The organism is Rossellomorea sp. YZS02 (assembly GCF_033963925.1).
Lineage (GTDB): Bacteria > Bacillota > Bacilli > Bacillales > Bacillaceae_B > Rossellomorea.
On the sequence record NZ_JAXBLY010000013.1, the window covers coordinates 110,843 to 126,921 of the forward strand.

Sequence of the window (16,079 nt, forward strand, 5' to 3'; positions counted from 1 at the left end):
ATCAAACTCACTTTAAATGTTAAGGACGGCGAATCGATTGACAACCAAACCAAAGTATCAAACGTGGATTCGAATGAATAAACTTCTTATTTTCCTGGGGATTTCCCTTCTTTTTCTGATGGTCACATTCTTTCCCATCCCGACTCCCCTACGCGTCTTGTCAGGATTGCTTGCGTTACCGTTTCTTTACATCGTCTTTATCCTCTCCTATTCTATCTATCAATTTGCGGGAATTGGCGGAAACTATCAATCGAAGATTCATGATGTCATCGTCTCGAAAGTGGATAATCGCGGGGGGAACATCCTAGATATCGGGACAGGAAGCGGATCCCTGATCATCAAACTCGCGAAGAAGTTTCCCCATTCCTCCCTTACCGGCATTGATTATTGGGGAGAAAACTGGGAATATTCGAAAGATCAGTGCGAAAGGAACGCTGATATCGAAGGGGTTTCAGATCGGATTCATTTTTTGAAAGCAAGTGCGTCGAAGCTCCCTTTCCAGGACGGGGAATTCGATGTCGTGGTCAGCTGCCTCACGTTTCATGAAGTGAAGGATTCCATCGATAAGACAGCAGTTGTCAAGGAGGCGCTGAGAACCTTAAAGCCCGGCGGTACATTTGTCTTTATGGATTTATTTCTGGATGAGAAAACATTCGGGGATGTAAACGGGCTTTTCTTGAAGAAAAACGTGTCCTCCATACAAGACTGTAAACTGTCAGACACCATTCCATTGCCAAGGATTCTATTAAATAAAAAAGTTCTCGGTCATGGGATGATCATATGTGGAAGGAAGTAAAAAATCCCGGAGCAGACACGCTCCGGGATTTTTTATGAAACTAGTATTCTCCCAAACTCCTACATTAAGGAAGCATCCAAGAGACATTATAGTCATCTTGTCCCCCGTAGTATTGCCAAATCTGAGCCTGTTCGTCGGTACCCGGGAATGCGATCCATTCCAAGTTGTCCGTTGTCAGATCTGTCGGCATATCCATCGGGTAATAGGCAACCCAATAGGCACCAGGCGTGCTTGGAGAGTATTCCCCCATAGACACTTCCCAGCTCCAGGGAGAAGAATACGTACCAGGTGTGATCCCTTCCCCATTCTTCAAAAGGTAATCAATGAATGCACTGTAAATCAATTGATTGTTCGCATAATCATAGCTATTCATGCCCGTGTAAGCAGGCTCGACATCAATGAAAATGACAGGTTTAACTTTTGTCCCATAAACACTTTTCATCGCTTCATACGTCTCCAGAGCAAGGGCCGCCTGATTCTCTCCCCACTCTATTGGAGAAATTCCGTCCGGCGCGGTTTGCATTCCGGAAAGGAACCAGTATCCGTAAAGGTACGTCGCTTCCTCTGCTCTGTCACTACTGAAGTAAATGCCGCCGCCAGTGGTCGTATCGAATTGCACCTTGCTTCCATATCCTAACTTCCCGATATAAAAATCCTGACCTTCAGGATTTGCTGTAGAAGCAGAGTCTGATCCGTATGTGTATTCTGCCTCATCAGACTCATTCGAGTCAGTCACGACTTCAGATTCTTCACCAGGCTCTTCTGTCTGTTCATCTGATCCTTCTGTAGGAGCAGGGGATAAAATCGCTGAGTTCGTGTTTGCATGTTGTACAGCTGTTTCACTGGCATGCTCACTCGCTTGTGAATTCACCCTTCTGTTTTCGGCTTTTTCCGGTTGGTCGGCTTTTTTTTCCACATTAGGCTTCACTTCAGGCTTAATAGAATCGGCCTTTTCGTTGGCTTTTTCTTCAGCTTGCCCTTTAGCTTCTTCCCGCTGCTTCTCTGCATTTTGTTGGTTTTCTTCTGCTTTCGACTGTTCAGGAGCCTGTGGCTTCACATGAGCTTCCTTATCATGGGTCTTTTGGGAGTGGACGGCTTGTTCTGCCTTTACGTCTTCCCCTTTTTCTTTATCCATTCCCGCCGCTTGAGCGAACGTGCCTCCAGACATAAGTCCAAATGACAATGCTGTTGTCACAACCAGTGATTTCATCCATTTGTTTGAGTTTTTCATGTTCATTTTTCTCCTCTTCATTATCGTTATTTATGTACATTTAAACGGTAAGAAAAGGAGATTTCTCGGGTGGCGGTGATGGCGGGGCATTCATCCAATGGTACCAGTACTGCACTTCAGAGTCATGATAGATGTTGCCAAGGTACAATCCTGTTTCCCAATGGAAGCTCCCTGCAATGAAGCTCGAACTTGCTCCCGTGCCGGGAATATCTTGTGTTTTCCCTCCAGAAGGCTGGTTCCGATTCGATGAGGTGTGGATAACCTCAATATCGACCGGTTTCCCGGACGGTGATTGATCATCCGGTTTTTGCATCGGTTTTTGAACAGGGATTTGAGGCGTTGTCTTCTTTTTTTCGGGAAGAGATTCAATCTCTTTCTCTACCACCTGTGAAACGCCGTATGACAGCTTCTCAACTGATTCTTTCACTCTATATCTTTCGGCAGTGAGAGGTTCAGAATGGGCTTTGGGAGTAGTGATCTTGATTGGATTCTCTTTTTTCACATTTCTTGTATCCGCTGTCCCTTTTTCCACTGCTACTGCTTTCACAAATCGATTTTTCTGAGCTTCAGCCCTTTGATTGATACCAGGAGGCACAGCCTTCTTTGGCCGTTTATCCTCTTTGGGCACGTGAGCCTTCGCCGGCATCCCCTGAGGTGGACCAGGATTCTTCACCAGGTTGCCTTGGTCACTCTGCTTTTTAGGATCAGGGATCGTTTTTTCCATTTTCATTTCTTTATCTTTTGCATCCGTATGTACTTCTGCTTTCTCGGATCGATGGTCGCTCCCTCTATGATCCTGTGCATATGTATGAATCGGCAGGATTGCCGCTGCCCCTATCAAAATACTGATTAAAAGGAATGGCTTGATGTTCATGATGTCACCTCCTTTCAACTATTCCATAGACACTATTCGACATTTTCTGTTTATTTTTGTCGGTAATTCCACCTTCTTTCATGTAAAAAAAACCGATTTTCAGTTTGAAAATCGGTTTAGAAAGAAAAATCTTTATGTAGTTTACATTCTTCTAATTCCCATCTTTAAACGACAATCCCTTCTCCCCAAGCGCCTTCCTAAGCTTTGGAATGGAAGAAGGCCCCATCCCATGAAAAGCAAGAATCTCTTTCTCACTGAATCCAGCCAGCTCATCAAGCGTCGTAATCCCATTATTCTCCAACGCTCTTCTCGCAGGACTTGAGAGAATCGACAGAAATCCTTTGTCAGGTTTCCGTTCCCTTTCACAAATCGGGCAGGTCGGGCAATCACTCTTCTTCACATAGCTATGTCCGTTGTCACATACTCTCTCGTTTCCGTTAGATGTCATGCTGCTACCCCTTTCCTATGCCGAATCAGGGTCACAGCATTTAAGAAAATCGTTACGATGATCAGCACCGCAGAAGCGAACGCCGTGGAGCCTGTTATGTCCATAATCGCTGACCAATCCCCGATTTGGACCAGATGATAGTGATAGAATATCTGGAAAGATAAAGACAGGGCACATGCGCCCATGCTCATGACGGCAAGGGTTTGCACATTTCTCTGCTTCTTCACAAAGTCCACCAGTGGAAGCATCCAAGCTAGAAGCCCTAGTAGCAGGCTACCGACATTCAGCCAAACGATCATACCAATTCCCCCTTCTCATTATGATTGGAGATTCTCCACATCCACGAAGCCAAAAGAAGGATTACCCCTGCACACGTGGCAATTAGGTTATATACAAGAATATCTCCTGACTTCAAATAATAGATCGAAAGCGTCCCACCAAAGATCAGCATGATGGAAAAGGATAAACGAATGAGATAGACATTGATCTTCATACCATCCCTCCTCCTCTTTATTATTCCAAAATATTCAATATTCTTCAATCCTTTCCCATGATAAATAATAATGGAATACCTTTAGGGTACCACCTGTTCCAGAATGCCTCCTTTGTCATAAATGCACTCCTAATCGAGCATAGTAAAGAGGAATGATTGATGAAGAAAGGAAGTGCCTATGAGTATCGCTGAATTATTCATCAGACTTCTTCTGTCCTTCGTATTTCTTTTTGTCTTTACGCGATTAATGGGACGAAAAGAAATATCCCAGATGACGTTCTTCAACTTTGTTTCTGCCATTGCATTGGGAACGTTAGGCGCATCACTTGCCATTGATTCGTCCATCAGTGTCAGAAATGGGATAATTGCATTGGCCGGCTGGAGCATCTTCACCATCCTGATGGGGTATTGGGACCTGAAATCGAAATCCTTCAGGAGTCTTGTAGAAGGTACTCCCCGTGTAGTCGTACGAAAAGGCGAAGTACTTGAAGGGGAACTTAAGAAACTGCGTCTCGACATCGATGCCCTGAATGTCCTTTTGCGAAAAAAGAACGTCTTCTCCATTCAGGATGTCGATTACGCCATCATGGAAACAGACGGAACCCTGTCCGTCATGAAAAAAGAAGGCAAGCAGACAGTGACCAAGAGCGACCGGTTGAACCCTTCCCTTACGACTAGTCACGTCATCCCCATCCCCACTGCATTAATCGAGGACGGGAATATCAATGACAAGAACATCGAAGCACTTCCCGTAGATGAACAGTGGCTGAAACAGCAATTGACCACAAAAGGGATTCACTCTATCTCAGATGTGTTCTATGCTGAAATTCAGAAGGACGGTACACTACATGTGGATCGGTATGATGACACGGTTCATTAACGGAAATGGAAAGAGACTGCCTCATGGGCAGTCTCTTTGATTAGTAAGGCACCTTCATTCTCTTTCCTTTACTGCAAAACTGTTAGAGTACATGAGAATAAGAAGCAACCCTCCCAAACCATAAAGAAAAAAAGAAATCTTCCGCCCATCCACCCAGCTCTGATAAGCATGGATGATAGCGAGAAAGGACATGAAATAGCCAAACACCCGTTGCAGCGGAGTTATTTTTTTCCTTTTCATCATTTTTCCATCCTCCAGATCTTAAGCAATTGCTGCACTGTGAATGAACAAGACAAAATGGCGGTGAGTGAGAATAATAATGGATTGCTTATAAACTCATGATTTCTACTTACTACAAATGCAGCAATCACCCAATACATAACGACTGCCACAACTATATTCACCTTTTGGGATATAAACACAAAAACTCAGCCCCTTTAATGACTCCTTTTTTTCTTAAGGGAAAGAATCAATGCCACTATGAAAAGAACAGACGCGACTAATAAAGTCGTTCCTGAGCCCACGGGTGTCCAAAATCCAATAATTAAAAGAACAATTGCGATCGCTAACAAACCACTGACCAATTCCATCCCCCCTGTCACAACCCTGAATACCACTCCCCAAACTTCTTCATGCCGGATTTCTCCTTCACCCGGGTGTACTCCAGAAAATCCTCTTCATCAAATTCAGCCATCGTCTTGCGAAAATGCCGAGGGATAAAGATATACCAAAGATCGGACCAGCTATTCTCATTGTCTGAACCTCTGATCTTCTCAGCGATGACTCCCGGGGATTTACTTTCAAATAATCTCATTTCTTCCCCGTCATAATAAGCGAGACAGGACCTGAATTCGCAAGCCCTGTTCTCCACACCGTCCATCAGCTTTAAAATCCCCTCAATCCCGATTGTATCCAGCATATGATTCACATACGCTCGCGGGAAACCATTCAGCGCCGGGATAAAAAAGCCTGAATCCAGTGCGATGCAGGGTTGTTTCACGATGGAATAAGCCTGCATCACTTTCTGCTTTGCAATTTCCCTGATATCATCACTTCTTGGTTCGATTAATTCCGCTTCGATCGGCAAAACCTTTATATTCTCTAATTCCTTTTGCGCTGACGCAATTTTCCCCTTGTTGGTGGTGACGAAGATGATTTCTTTCTCGGTTTTCTTTTGTATTTCGATCAAATATGCTTCCTCCTAAGGGATGATTTGATTTTCGACATCAATCAGCTCCGGCTCCTCCACCTCCGCCGTCAAATCCTCCCCCTCCACCGGAATATCCACCGTCAGAGGAACTGGATGAAGCGCTTGGAGGTGGACCGCTCCACTTCCATGAATTTGTGAGAAACTCATGAGGATTCTGATCTGAAAGAATCAGGGCTGTAAGAGGAGCAGCTGACATCACGTTACGGTCTGCCACTCCGGCATTTGCCATCTTTCTTAATTTCCTCTTCCGTTCAAACAGGAGGGTTCGGATCATCCACGTATCCAGTTCCTCTCCACGAACATTCGGGTATCCTTCTCTCTTCACCTGTTTCCGGAATCGGCGGATGCCTGCTTTTACATCCAGTCCCGGACCCGACAACGTATGGCGTGGAACCATGAACAGAAGAAGGCAGGTTACAAAAATGCACAGGATCAGAATGGAAAGTGCCGTTTCTTGCTGAAGTTGGGCGGCAGCAAAGAATGAAATAACCCCGAATACGAGAATCGGCCACTTCTTTTCTTGCTTCCACCATACCAGGCCAAGGGATGCACTGCCTATGATTCCATACACCCATAGGGCAAATGCCGTTTGGCCATCAAAATAATAAGCAACCAAGATTCCGATTACTGTGGAAAGAGGCACAAGCTTCGTAACAAAATGGAACCAGCGGTCATGGAGAAGTCCCGCTTCCTTGGCTCCTTTTATCAAATCGGCAAACCATTCCTTCTCCTGTTGTTTTAGCATTTTGACCTTGGTATGATATTTTTTTACATGACGACGAAGATCTTTCTCACTTCTCGTGGCCCCGGCAAGATCAGTCATCGCAAACGACGCAGAACCGTTTTTCCCCTTTCGTTTAAAGACCCAGGAAACCAGCTTCTCTTCGATCTGTGTCAAGGGTTTTCCATCAGGTGTCAGGGTGAAGAACAGGGTCTCATCAGGAGAACGGGCATCGCTGAGAAAACGGGTCGTCGACTTTTGTGTCCGCACTGTCGCCTTCCCGCTTTCCACCAACGAGTACAACCCTGCCATCAAGGCACCATGGGTGAACTTCCCTCTTCTATGCACCATATATAAAAGAAGCGGATCCGCTTCCACTACATCCCTTGTTGTGCCACTGCCTCTGATTCTACCAATCAGGAAACCAAGCAACATGATCAATAGGATCACACCTAAAGATACGGCATGCCCTCCCAGCACCTTATTGACGGTTTTCATTTGGGTTTCTCTCTTAGCCTGCAGTATCATTCTGTCCTCTTCTTCCTGAATGGCCTGATCCAGGGACATCGGAGCAGCCATCTTCTTCTGTGCAGTCATGACAGAAGAAGGATAGAGGAGACGTGTTTCCGTCAAGGAATACATATCCGACACAGGCGTTGTAAAACGAACCACCTCTGGCCCTTTCTCCTCCACTTTCCCCTTCTGGTCATGAAAGAAAGCGTGATACTCCCCAGGATCGATTTCTTCAGGGAAAACAAAATCAATGGTCACGTTATGTAAATCAACATCATGATTGCTCCATGATCCGAAAAAGGGAACCGTCACATCACTATAGGAATCATACGAATCCACGGCATCTTTTAGCTCATACACATAAACAATGGTCTTCGTTGCATCCTCGACAGGAAATGGGGAACGGTACGTGCCATCCTCCCGTTTACTATCAAGTTGGCGCATATCCCCTTCCTCAAGGAAGCCTAGCTCCGCTTCATCATTGAGAAGTTCATAAGCTTCGAACCACTGGACGCCATCATGGTGATCCTCATGAATGGACCTCCTGACACTCGTATACTTCCCCTCGAACGTATACGTGAACATTTCGTTGACTAGAAGATTTCCATTCGGCTGGATCCACGCACGGATTTGTACTTCATCGATACTGTAGGATCTTGCATGAGCTGTCTGACTAAAGGAAAAGACCAGAATAAACATGATGAGCAGCTTCTTGATCATCATCGACAGCCTTCCTCCTTTCAGGTGAATCTACTTATGATAAAAAATACTTTCGCACCTCTTCCCAATTTTCTACACGTACATACCCCGACTCATAACGGTTATGGGGAGCAGAAAATAATATCCCCTCTCCCCTGAAGTTTTTGAAGTGTCTGGGACTATCATCAATTAAATAGTCTGCATGAATAATACTTTTGTTCCCGCAGAAGACAAATTGAGAGTCTGATAGAAACGGGAAATGTTCCTTTAGCCATTCATATTTTGCCATGAAAGAATTAGGATGCTCCATTGCCGCAGTCGTAATGTAAATCTCAAAGGATTCATTCAGCTCTTTTATCACTTCCTGACTCCCTTCCATCACTTCCAAGTCTCGAAAAAACGTAGGATCATCTACATAAGCAAGGATGTCATCAGCATTATGTGGCCGGATTTTCCATAGTCTGGTTCCTATTAAATCATCTATCGTCAGATTTTCATTATAATCCCTATTAAATAGATCCAAGTGTTTCTTATGTAAGTCTGCCATTACTTCATCCATATCAATGGCTATTCTCTTCATTTGCTACCTTCTTCCTCTCCAACATAATCCTCCCGAAGGATCCCATAAACCGCACAGTCTTTATACTGACCTTTCGCATTTCGAATCATATGCCGGATGATCCCTTCCTGTTTCATCCCTGCCTTTTCCATGATCCTTCCAGAAGCCGGATTATCCGTATTATGGGCAGCAGATAGTTTATGGACGTTCATGTGTATGAAGGCAAATTTCACGACTGCTTTCAATGTTTCAGTCCCATATCCCTTATTCCACCAATTGTACCCAATAGAATAACTAACCTCACAATTACCGGTGGAAGAGTTAAAGTCATATAAATCAATCTCTCCTATGAGAACTTGACCATCTTTGAGCTCTATCCCCCAGTAACAAAACTCTTTCGAATCGTACCCACCTACAACCTTCTCCATCCGTACCTTTGTTTCTGCAACATTCTTGTGAGCAGGGCTGACCCGATGATCAGATACCCGTTCGTCTGAAAGCCAGTGATCAAATGCACTTTGTGTATCATCCAGGCACAACTTACGAAGAATGAGCCGATCGGTTTCGATGGTTGGGGTGCCACAAAAATAGAACATGATGTCACTCCTATCCGAAACAGATGTTCATTATAAATACGTCACTATCATCACAACAAAACTGATACCCGTAAACATCAGGACCCCATAAAACACTGACCCGACATTGGACTTCAATTCATTATCCTTTTGAATCTTCCACCCTGCTTGACTTGCATCAAGAGTTGCATTTTTAGATAGCATACCGCCGCTACTGTTGAAAAAGAAGAGCACCACTGTTATGCCAAGACCAATAAAAAAGCTCCATTCTCCGTAAGAAAAGGAGAACAGAAGGCTTCCGATCCAAATACCGATAGCCATTACCGCCGCCGTCACTACTGATGTTTTTGTAATGAAATTCCTCATATATATTCCCCCTCGTATAACCATACTTACGAGTGGGGTTGTGTAAAAGTTTCAATTTTCAGTCAAATACTACCTTCCAATACTCTTCACGATTCAACTTCTCCACACACCATTGGTAATGACCGTCCTCACAGGTAGGAGAATATAGATTCGCTGTCATTAAACTATAGATTAATACATAGAAATAAAGATCTTTCCTAACCCTTTCTCCTAAAGTGGATACAATCACTTCCAAATACCTTTCGGCTAAATTGGCATTCAGCTGATTATACATATCCAAACAGGCCCATCCGATGGCCACATCGAATAAATAATCGCCATACATGGTCAGCATTCCGAAATCAATCAAACCCGTTATTTCTTGTTTCTCATTGATTAAGATATTGCCGGGATAAAAGTCTCCATGGATGATGGAGTACTCCCCTTCATATCCTGTTGAAAGCTTTTCCATCACAAGATTCATCTTTCTCTCATAGTCCTTGACATCCCTTGTAAAATAAGGTTTCAACTCCAGCTGCTTCATTACAATGGATTCTTTTAATAAATCGAACCAATTATCCACACGATCTAAAGTTAATCGAGAATCATGAAATAGTTGGAATCCTTCTATAGTAGAGCTTCCTTGTACGGATTGCAGTGCTATATTTGCCTGAAGATACGTTTTCATCATGTTTGTTTGCTCATCATAAGTCATCGTCGGAAGCTTGCTTTGCATATCGCTCCCCTTCATCCGCTTTTCAATCGTCACTAACATTCCATTTTCTACTGAGATATCAAGGATATAAGGGAGTTCATAGCTTAGAGGATCCGTCTTTAATCCGGAATAGAAATCTTTTAATCTCTCTTGCCTTGCTGCATCAGACATGTCATTGTAGATTTTCAACACTCTTTCATCATTGAAAGCATATACCTCGGCTTCCATACCGGAACCTAGAAAATCAGCATCGGAAATACAGAACCTGTCTAGGAGGTTGGATTTCAAATTGTCTCTATTCAATCTTATCACCTCTCTAATAAGAACGATTTTGAAGGGAGCTCGGTAAGCTCCTCTATTGTCCACTCACTATTTTCATTCATATACCACTCAACAAGGTGATAGCCTAATGAATACCCACCCCAAAAAGGGAGTCCCATTTCTTTATTTCCGAAGATGTAGGAATCGGCCATTTCCCCTCTATCATCAATGTGATGCCTAAACCTTGTGTTCCACAGTTTCTGTGCCTCTTCTTCCGAGAGTACACTTTTATAAGGCCCCATGTAGGCGTCGCCCAATTCAATCCTTACAAAATGCTCCGCCAACCCTTCTAAAACCAATCGATCCAACAGAGTCTCATTTCCTTCGGTCATGTTGAGCTTACACATTCTCAAGTGATGATGGTACTCATGGAAGATCACCGACTTTAAAGTGGTTTTTACACCTCCATCGGCCTGCACGATAAAACACATCTTTCCATTCCAATCGGTAAAGGCTGAAACGCCCCCGAGCTTGTTCTTCACAAACTCGTCATGTTCGTCCAACATAAACAACTCAAGTCGAATGGGTTTATCGGAAGGGTATGCCAATTGCAGCCTTCTCAATTCGGTTTGAATATAAGACTCATAATCCAATCGTTGCAACCTGTCAAATTGCTTTTCCAAAGACTCAACATCTGCTTGAATATCAAACATGCCGAGAAATCTCATGGAATCAAGCTCTTCTTTTGTCATCTGGAACGTATCCATAAATAACCTTTCTCTATCACTCATGGGCTTTATATGCAATTGATGGATGAACTGTTCCATTTGAGTCAATCTGTGTGTTGTGTCTACTTCACTCATTAACCCTTCCCCTCATCCCTAGTACGATCCCGATTTTTTAAGTACGCTTCATATACTTCTCCCACTCGATCTTTTCCAGGCGCCATTTCCTTCAACCTTTTATGGATATCGTTCAGTAAGTACAATCCTCTAAACAAAGTACCCATCACAAGCCCGAACGCAATTATTCCCCCTGCAAGAGGTCCCAGCATAAGGAGGGCATATCCCAACATCAAGCTTAGAAAGATCCAAAATACTAAATTCATAGAATCCCCTTCCTAGAATTCAACATAAAAAGGCTGCTGCTCCGCATTCAAACAGTGCTCAATCCGTTCTCTAAAATTCGAGTGCGTCACCAATTCAAGCGCCTCTTTAATCGGAAAGAATGCTACCTCAAGACTCTCAGATGAAGTCGTCGGCTCACCACCAACAGGCTTCGCGAGAAACAGGGTGTTGCATATAGAACGTTTTACATTCTGATACACACCGCAGAATGATACGATTTCAACATCAATACCCGATTCCTCCTTCGTCTCCCTGATGGCCGCGTCTTTCAACGATTCCCCTTCTTCCACCTGTCCACCGGGCATTTCCCATCCGCGCCTTGGCCCTTTAATTAACAAGATTTCCTGCTGTTCATTGATGACGATTGTCGCCGCCGATACGATATGCTTTGGCGGTGTGTATGTTTGCTGTGTCATAAAAATTCCTCCTTCATTGGTAAAAGGAGCCTACCTTTCACGATAAACTCCCGAAATATAAATTCCTTATAAAATGGGCTCCCTCGTTTCTGCCGTCGAAAAAAATGCCCCTTTCACATAAATCGTATAGATTAAGACAATGACCGAAAACACAACATTTCCTATAAAAGGTTGTTGAGGCTGGTTCGTTGCTAGCACGGAACTGATCAAGCCAAACAGGGCTGAGTACGAAAGGAATAACCAGAAACCCCATTTTTTCAATCTCATGTATCCGTACACCATCAACAGAGAAAAGAAGGCCAGGACGATCCTCATCATCCTTTCAGGGAGGATAGAAATTCCAAATCGTTCAGAAATACTGATGGCGTCCGCACCTGCCTGATAAAAAATGGCGGTGAATAGTAAAACCGCCGCGCCAAACATATAAAAGTATCCAATCACCGATACTCCCAAAGGTCTTTTCATTCTTCCCACATCCTATTGGCATAGTGTATATTCTTACACTACCAATTATGTCAAAATAACCCATTACACTCAATAACTATTTCCTTTACCTTCTTCCTTCAACTCTTTCTCCACCCAATATCCCTCATCCGAATTCCTCACCACCATATCAAAGAGCTCGCTCTTCGGATGCATGAAGACTTCATATTGAATTCGCCGCTCGTCATGGGTTTTCCGTAAATAATCTACTTCCATACCCCTCTCGTTCACGTCGCGGATGCCACGTCTCTTCAGCTCCGTCTCTCCATCTCTGTAGAAGTAGATTTTCAGATCATATAATTCCGGTTTACTGAACGCAACCGACATCCCCTCGACGATGGTCAGTTTCTTACGTGAAGAGATAAGTCGGCTCGGTTCATAGGGAACGTCCAGCGTGTAGAAATCCATCCCCTCCCTCACCATCCTCACGTCCCGATCGAGGGAGAATAGATGATGGGCGTCGGGATGGCAAGCAGTCATCTTCGACTGATGCATTTCGTTCTCATATTCATATTCAATAAAGGAATGTTTCCTGACAGACGAATTCACGATATAAGGATCGGTGTTGATATAATTGGCTTCCCCAAAATGCCTCAACAGCAGCTTCGCGAATGTCGTTTTGCCCGATGCACCATGACCTGAAATGCCGACGATCATTCGTTCTTCTTGATTTTTCAATTGATTGGCTATCGTATGTAGAAATTTGTCCATGTATTGACCCCTTCTCTAACGTATTAATCCTCTCCGCTGATATCGATTTCTGTATCATCTTCTTCCACTCCGTCAGGGTGCCTCATTTCAACCTACTGTCCACGCATCCTGAGCTGCTTGATCATCATGGCCAGAAAGATTTCGACCAATGAAAGAGGAAATCGAGATGAAAGAGCATCGCGATACTCAAAATGAAGATCGGCAGGGCGATGAATAATTGAAGTTTCTTCATCTGGAACCCGCCAGCCTCACAAATTCCTCACTATCCTTCACACACAGCTCCATCCCTTTTTCCCAAAAGGCTTCCTCCGTAATGTCCTCTCCCAAATGCTTCATGACGAGGTCTTCTGCCGTCATGCGTCCTGAATCCCGCAGGAGGTCCATATACTGCTTTTCAAACCCTGTTCCCATTTCCTTTGCCCTTGCGAAGAGATGGAGTGCCAGTAAGTAGCCAAAGGTGTACGGAAAGTTATAAAAAGGAGATTCTGTTTTATAAAAATGGGGTGTCCAGATCCATGAATGAATCGGCACCTCATCAAGGGCACCGGCATATCCCTCTTCCATGGCAGACTCCATGAGTTCGTTCAAGCGTGCTGCAGGAATGAACCCCTTCCTCCGTTCTTCGTGAACATTCTTCTCAAAGATGAACCTTGCGTGGAGATTCATGAAGTTCATGACGCTTCTCTTCAGTTTCTCATCAAGGAGGAACAGCTTCTCTTCGTCGGTCTCCGCTTTATCCAAAGCCTCTTCAAGGATGATCATTTCTGCAAAGGTAGACGCCGTTTCCGCCAGGTTCATGGGGTAGGACTTATTCATTCCGTTCACCGATTTCATCGCATGGTTATGAAAGGCATGACCGAGTTCATGCACAAGGGTCAACACCCCTTTAAATGTACCAGGGAACGTCATGAATACCCTTGATTCCCCAGTCAACGGAAATCCGGCACAAATGGCAACGGCAGACTTCCCGGGACGATTTTCCGCTTCGACCCAGCCCTCGCCGAATGCTTTCTCGGCGAATTGACCCATTTCAATCCCGAACGAGTAAAACCGTTCCTCGATCAAGGCAGCCGCTTCCCCATACTTCATCCCTTGATAATCATGATTCATCGGAGACCAGAAGTGATACGACTTCATTTTCGCATCGCCATGCATAGCTGCCTTCACACTCAGGTATTCCGCAAACGGCTTTTTATATTTCTCCATTATCGAAAGCATCGCATTCAGCGTTTCAGGCTTCATCCTGTTCTGAGCAAGGGGGATCTGAAGAACGTCCTCTGTGCCCATGCTCTTATACATATTCAGCCTGAATCCTGTTAGATGGTTCAGGATCTGGGCGAACTGTCCCTCATGCTCGGTCCACTTCTCCACCAGTGCCTCATGGGATTCCTTTCTCATGGACTCATCGGCATGGGACCGGAGATTGATGGCCTGTCCTACTGAAATCTCCTCTCCCCTCAACTGAACCTTAATGCTGCTCATGAAAGATTGATAGAATTCTCCCCAGGCGTGGTATCCGTCTGCCATGAGGTCCAGTACTTCCCTGGATGGCTCCCGGTCGGCTTCTTCCCGCCACTCACCGAGAAGGAAGCGATACTCCTTAAGTTCCTCGGCGGCAAGCATTCTCTCCCATTCCTTTTCTTCAATGCGTGCTAATTTCCTTTTTAACTCACTGACCATAGACTCATATGTAGATTGAAGTGCCGTGGTTTCCCCTCTATAAAGCTGTGCGCCCTGGTCTGTCGGGTTCACAGAAAGAAGACAGATCGAAAAAGATCTCGCCTGTGAAATCGACACCTTTATGATCCTTAGCCTTTCAAGAACATCGGCTAGCTGCTCCGGTCCCGGCGTCATCTTTTGCAAAAGCGCTTCCAATCCAGTGATGTTTTCTTCCGTCCTTTTTATATGTTCCTGTAGTTCAAGTGACGCACTTCCACCTTCAAAGATGCTATCAAGATTCCATACCGGATTATATTTGGTTATCATCATTAGCTCCCCCTACCCTGAACAAAACGTATGTTCCTATTTTATCCCACCTTGAACTTTTTTCCAACTTTTATTTGTCCTAAAATTCGAAATAAACTATACTTTGTTCATACTACTGAATCGGAGGATCACACATATGTCACACATCACTCTAGCTCAATATCATCCATCATTTGAACTCAAACTTGGCGACTTTCACCTGCCGGAAGATCAGTTACAATTCACGAGCATGCCTCTTGATAAAATCCATAACCCTTCCATCTCTAAAGACACCAGCCATGTCGTCATCCTCCTCGATGACGAGCCAGTCGGTTACTTCGCATTGGAAAAAGGAGAGAAGCTCAGTAAATACTCCTCTAATCCTAAAGCCAGACTACTAACCTCGTTCTCTATCGATTCTAGACATCAGGGTAAAGGAATCGCCAAGGATGGACTCAACCAATTACCAGATTTCATCAAGGAGCACCTTCCCGATACAAACGAAGTGGTCCTTGGTGTGAACAAACGAAACAAAGCCGCCACCAGCCTCTACCTCAAGACTGGTTTCACCGACGAAGACGAAATCTACGAAGGACCTAAGGGACCTCAGCATATTCTTCATTTAAAGATATAATAAAAGGAATGCCTGCTATCTGGGCATTCCTTTTTCATTATCCTGTACAGATCATCACCCGGTTCCCGTCAGGATCCTGAATGACGAAGAAGGAAAAATCATGGAATCTTGTAATCTCAGAAACAATCTCATACTTCAACTGTTCTACATACGAATAAGCTTCCTCAATATTGTCAGTGTGAAAATTGAAGAGTGGATGATTGTGAGCAGACTCTTTTTTCACTCCCTCAGGACCTGCATCCAGGGTCAATCCGGTAAAATGATTGATCGCCATGTTGTAGACGGGATCCTGCACCATTTCTAGGTCGTAAGGCTGTCCCAATAACTCCGAATACCACCGGACGGATTCCTTCAAGTTGCTCACATGTACAAACACGGTATTGATTTGATTCAGGATTGGACTTTTCATGGATGACTCTCTCC

At 44.3% G+C, this 16,079-nt stretch carries 22 protein-coding genes; 3 read left to right on the plus strand and 19 right to left on the minus strand.

Annotated features, from left to right (window positions below; translation table 11 throughout):
• Positions 1-16: 16 nt before the first annotated feature.
• The gene (locus SLH55_RS14075) at positions 17-796 is read left to right on the plus strand and encodes a class I SAM-dependent methyltransferase (protein ID WP_320323739.1); all 780 of its coding nucleotides are present in this window, start codon (positions 17-19) and stop codon (positions 794-796) included.
• A gap of 64 nt (positions 797-860) precedes the next feature.
• On the opposite strand, the gene SLH55_RS14080 is transcribed toward SLH55_RS14075, so the two are convergent.
• The 5 genes from SLH55_RS14080 to SLH55_RS14100 all read right to left on the minus strand — a co-directional run bounded on the left by SLH55_RS14080 (position 861) and on the right by SLH55_RS14100 (position 3,842).
• On the minus strand, positions 861-2,027 hold the full coding sequence (locus SLH55_RS14080; protein ID WP_320323740.1) for a hypothetical protein: 1,167 nt from the start codon (positions 2,025-2,027) through the stop codon (positions 861-863).
• 40 nt (positions 2,028-2,067) lie between these two features.
• A complete protein-coding gene (locus SLH55_RS14085; RefSeq protein WP_320323741.1) occupies positions 2,068-2,901 on the minus strand; it encodes a hypothetical protein in 834 nt (277 codons plus the stop codon).
• Positions 2,902-3,052: 151 nt separating this feature from the next.
• On the minus strand, positions 3,053-3,349 hold the full coding sequence (locus tag SLH55_RS14090) for an RNA polymerase alpha subunit C-terminal domain-containing protein (protein ID WP_219167552.1): 297 nt from the start codon (positions 3,347-3,349) through the stop codon (positions 3,053-3,055).
• On the minus strand, positions 3,346-3,648 hold the full coding sequence (locus SLH55_RS14095) for a hypothetical protein (RefSeq protein WP_320323742.1): 303 nt from the start codon (positions 3,646-3,648) through the stop codon (positions 3,346-3,348). The genes SLH55_RS14090 and SLH55_RS14095 overlap by 4 nt, the downstream gene beginning before the upstream one ends.
• Positions 3,645-3,842 carry a hypothetical protein gene (locus SLH55_RS14100; protein WP_320323743.1) on the minus strand — a complete coding sequence of 66 codons (198 nt, stop codon included), beginning with the start codon at positions 3,840-3,842 and terminating at the stop codon, positions 3,645-3,647. The genes SLH55_RS14095 and SLH55_RS14100 overlap by 4 nt, the downstream gene beginning before the upstream one ends.
• A gap of 178 nt (positions 3,843-4,020) precedes the next feature.
• Here SLH55_RS14100 and SLH55_RS14105 point away from each other — a divergent pair, with 178 nt between their 5' ends.
• Positions 4,021-4,722: a DUF421 domain-containing protein gene (locus SLH55_RS14105; RefSeq protein ID WP_320323744.1), complete on the plus strand. Its 702-nt coding sequence runs from the start codon at positions 4,021-4,023 to the stop codon at positions 4,720-4,722.
• A 54-nt stretch (positions 4,723-4,776) separates the two neighbouring features.
• Here SLH55_RS14105 and SLH55_RS14110 read toward each other — a convergent pair whose 3' ends face one another.
• From SLH55_RS14110 to SLH55_RS14170, 13 genes are all read right to left on the minus strand, one after another.
• Positions 4,777-4,962, minus strand: a complete 186-nt coding sequence (locus SLH55_RS14110) for a hypothetical protein (protein WP_320323745.1) — start codon at positions 4,960-4,962, stop codon at positions 4,777-4,779.
• Positions 4,963-5,320: 358 nt separating this feature from the next.
• Positions 5,321-5,911: a non-canonical purine NTP pyrophosphatase gene (locus tag SLH55_RS14115; protein ID WP_320323746.1), complete on the minus strand. Its 591-nt coding sequence runs from the start codon at positions 5,909-5,911 to the stop codon at positions 5,321-5,323.
• Positions 5,912-5,948: 37 nt separating this feature from the next.
• Positions 5,949-7,889, minus strand: a complete 1,941-nt coding sequence (locus SLH55_RS14120) for a DUF2207 domain-containing protein (RefSeq protein ID WP_320323747.1) — start codon at positions 7,887-7,889, stop codon at positions 5,949-5,951.
• A gap of 31 nt (positions 7,890-7,920) precedes the next feature.
• Entirely contained in the window at positions 7,921-8,445 is a 525-nt protein-coding gene (locus SLH55_RS14125; protein ID WP_320323748.1) for a 5' nucleotidase, NT5C type, read from the minus strand.
• On the minus strand, positions 8,442-9,020 hold the full coding sequence (locus SLH55_RS14130) for a GNAT family N-acetyltransferase (protein WP_320323749.1): 579 nt from the start codon (positions 9,018-9,020) through the stop codon (positions 8,442-8,444). Before SLH55_RS14130 ends, SLH55_RS14125 begins: the two co-directional genes overlap by 4 nt.
• Before the next feature lie 30 nt (positions 9,021-9,050).
• Positions 9,051-9,365, minus strand: a complete 315-nt coding sequence (locus SLH55_RS14135; RefSeq protein WP_320323750.1) for a hypothetical protein — start codon at positions 9,363-9,365, stop codon at positions 9,051-9,053.
• A 58-nt stretch (positions 9,366-9,423) separates the two neighbouring features.
• Positions 9,424-10,362: an aminoglycoside phosphotransferase family protein gene (locus tag SLH55_RS14140; RefSeq protein WP_320323751.1), complete on the minus strand. Its 939-nt coding sequence runs from the start codon at positions 10,360-10,362 to the stop codon at positions 9,424-9,426.
• Positions 10,363-10,367: 5 nt separating this feature from the next.
• Positions 10,368-11,183 carry a DUF2268 domain-containing putative Zn-dependent protease gene (locus SLH55_RS14145; protein ID WP_320323752.1) on the minus strand — a complete coding sequence of 272 codons (816 nt, stop codon included), beginning with the start codon at positions 11,181-11,183 and terminating at the stop codon, positions 10,368-10,370.
• Positions 11,183-11,428: a hypothetical protein gene (locus SLH55_RS14150; RefSeq protein WP_320323753.1), complete on the minus strand. Its 246-nt coding sequence runs from the start codon at positions 11,426-11,428 to the stop codon at positions 11,183-11,185. The genes SLH55_RS14145 and SLH55_RS14150 overlap by 1 nt, the downstream gene beginning before the upstream one ends.
• Positions 11,429-11,440: 12 nt before the next feature.
• Positions 11,441-11,863, minus strand: a complete 423-nt coding sequence (locus SLH55_RS14155; RefSeq protein ID WP_219167559.1) for an NUDIX hydrolase — start codon at positions 11,861-11,863, stop codon at positions 11,441-11,443.
• A gap of 66 nt (positions 11,864-11,929) precedes the next feature.
• Complete coding sequence (locus SLH55_RS14160; protein ID WP_320323754.1) at positions 11,930-12,328, minus strand: hypothetical protein; 399 nt, start codon at positions 12,326-12,328, stop codon at positions 11,930-11,932.
• Between the two features lie 69 nt (positions 12,329-12,397).
• Positions 12,398-13,057: a phosphoribulokinase gene (locus tag SLH55_RS14165; RefSeq protein ID WP_320323755.1), complete on the minus strand. Its 660-nt coding sequence runs from the start codon at positions 13,055-13,057 to the stop codon at positions 12,398-12,400.
• A gap of 228 nt (positions 13,058-13,285) precedes the next feature.
• A complete protein-coding gene (locus tag SLH55_RS14170) occupies positions 13,286-15,043 on the minus strand; it encodes a M3 family oligoendopeptidase (RefSeq protein WP_320323756.1) in 1,758 nt (585 codons plus the stop codon).
• 136 nt (positions 15,044-15,179) lie between these two features.
• Between SLH55_RS14170 and SLH55_RS14175 the strand changes: the two genes are divergently transcribed.
• A complete protein-coding gene (locus SLH55_RS14175) occupies positions 15,180-15,656 on the plus strand; it encodes a GNAT family N-acetyltransferase (protein ID WP_320323757.1) in 477 nt (158 codons plus the stop codon).
• Between the two features lie 37 nt (positions 15,657-15,693).
• Here the strand turns inward: SLH55_RS14175 and SLH55_RS14180 are convergent, their stop codons facing one another.
• Complete coding sequence (locus tag SLH55_RS14180; protein WP_320323758.1) at positions 15,694-16,065, minus strand: VOC family protein; 372 nt, start codon at positions 16,063-16,065, stop codon at positions 15,694-15,696.
• Between the last annotated feature and the right edge of the window lie 14 nt (positions 16,066-16,079).

Coding starts and splice junctions, on each gene's coding strand:
- SLH55_RS14085 (WP_320323741.1), bottom strand. CDS start 2,901: ATGAACATCAAGCCATTCCTTTTAATCAGTATTTTGATAGGGGCAGCG.
- SLH55_RS14130 (WP_320323749.1), bottom strand. CDS start 9,020: ATGTTCTATTTTTGTGGCACCCCAACCATCGAAACCGATCGGCTCATT.
- SLH55_RS14145 (WP_320323752.1), bottom strand. CDS start 11,183: ATGAGTGAAGTAGACACAACACACAGATTGACTCAAATGGAACAGTTC.
- SLH55_RS14110 (WP_320323745.1), bottom strand. CDS start 4,962: ATGAAAAGGAAAAAAATAACTCCGCTGCAACGGGTGTTTGGCTATTTC.
- SLH55_RS14075 (WP_320323739.1), top strand. CDS start 17: ATGTTAAGGACGGCGAATCGATTGACAACCAAACCAAAGTATCAAACG.
- SLH55_RS14080 (WP_320323740.1), bottom strand. CDS start 2,027: ATGAAAAACTCAAACAAATGGATGAAATCACTGGTTGTGACAACAGCA.
- SLH55_RS14150 (WP_320323753.1), bottom strand. CDS start 11,428: ATGAATTTAGTATTTTGGATCTTTCTAAGCTTGATGTTGGGATATGCC.
- SLH55_RS14170 (WP_320323756.1), bottom strand. CDS start 15,043: ATGATAACCAAATATAATCCGGTATGGAATCTTGATAGCATCTTTGAA.
- SLH55_RS14165 (WP_320323755.1), bottom strand. CDS start 13,057: ATGGACAAATTTCTACATACGATAGCCAATCAATTGAAAAATCAAGAA.
- SLH55_RS14120 (WP_320323747.1), bottom strand. CDS start 7,889: ATGATGATCAAGAAGCTGCTCATCATGTTTATTCTGGTCTTTTCCTTT.
- SLH55_RS14180 (WP_320323758.1), bottom strand. CDS start 16,065: ATGAAAAGTCCAATCCTGAATCAAATCAATACCGTGTTTGTACATGTG.
- SLH55_RS14100 (WP_320323743.1), bottom strand. CDS start 3,842: ATGAAGATCAATGTCTATCTCATTCGTTTATCCTTTTCCATCATGCTG.
- SLH55_RS14125 (WP_320323748.1), bottom strand. CDS start 8,445: ATGAAGAGAATAGCCATTGATATGGATGAAGTAATGGCAGACTTACAT.
- SLH55_RS14095 (WP_320323742.1), bottom strand. CDS start 3,648: ATGATCGTTTGGCTGAATGTCGGTAGCCTGCTACTAGGGCTTCTAGCT.
- SLH55_RS14090 (WP_219167552.1), bottom strand. CDS start 3,349: ATGACATCTAACGGAAACGAGAGAGTATGTGACAACGGACATAGCTAT.
- SLH55_RS14105 (WP_320323744.1), top strand. CDS start 4,021: ATGAGTATCGCTGAATTATTCATCAGACTTCTTCTGTCCTTCGTATTT.
- SLH55_RS14160 (WP_320323754.1), bottom strand. CDS start 12,328: ATGAAAAGACCTTTGGGAGTATCGGTGATTGGATACTTTTATATGTTT.
- SLH55_RS14155 (WP_219167559.1), bottom strand. CDS start 11,863: ATGACACAGCAAACATACACACCGCCAAAGCATATCGTATCGGCGGCG.
- SLH55_RS14135 (WP_320323750.1), bottom strand. CDS start 9,365: ATGAGGAATTTCATTACAAAAACATCAGTAGTGACGGCGGCGGTAATG.
- SLH55_RS14175 (WP_320323757.1), top strand. CDS start 15,180: ATGTCACACATCACTCTAGCTCAATATCATCCATCATTTGAACTCAAA.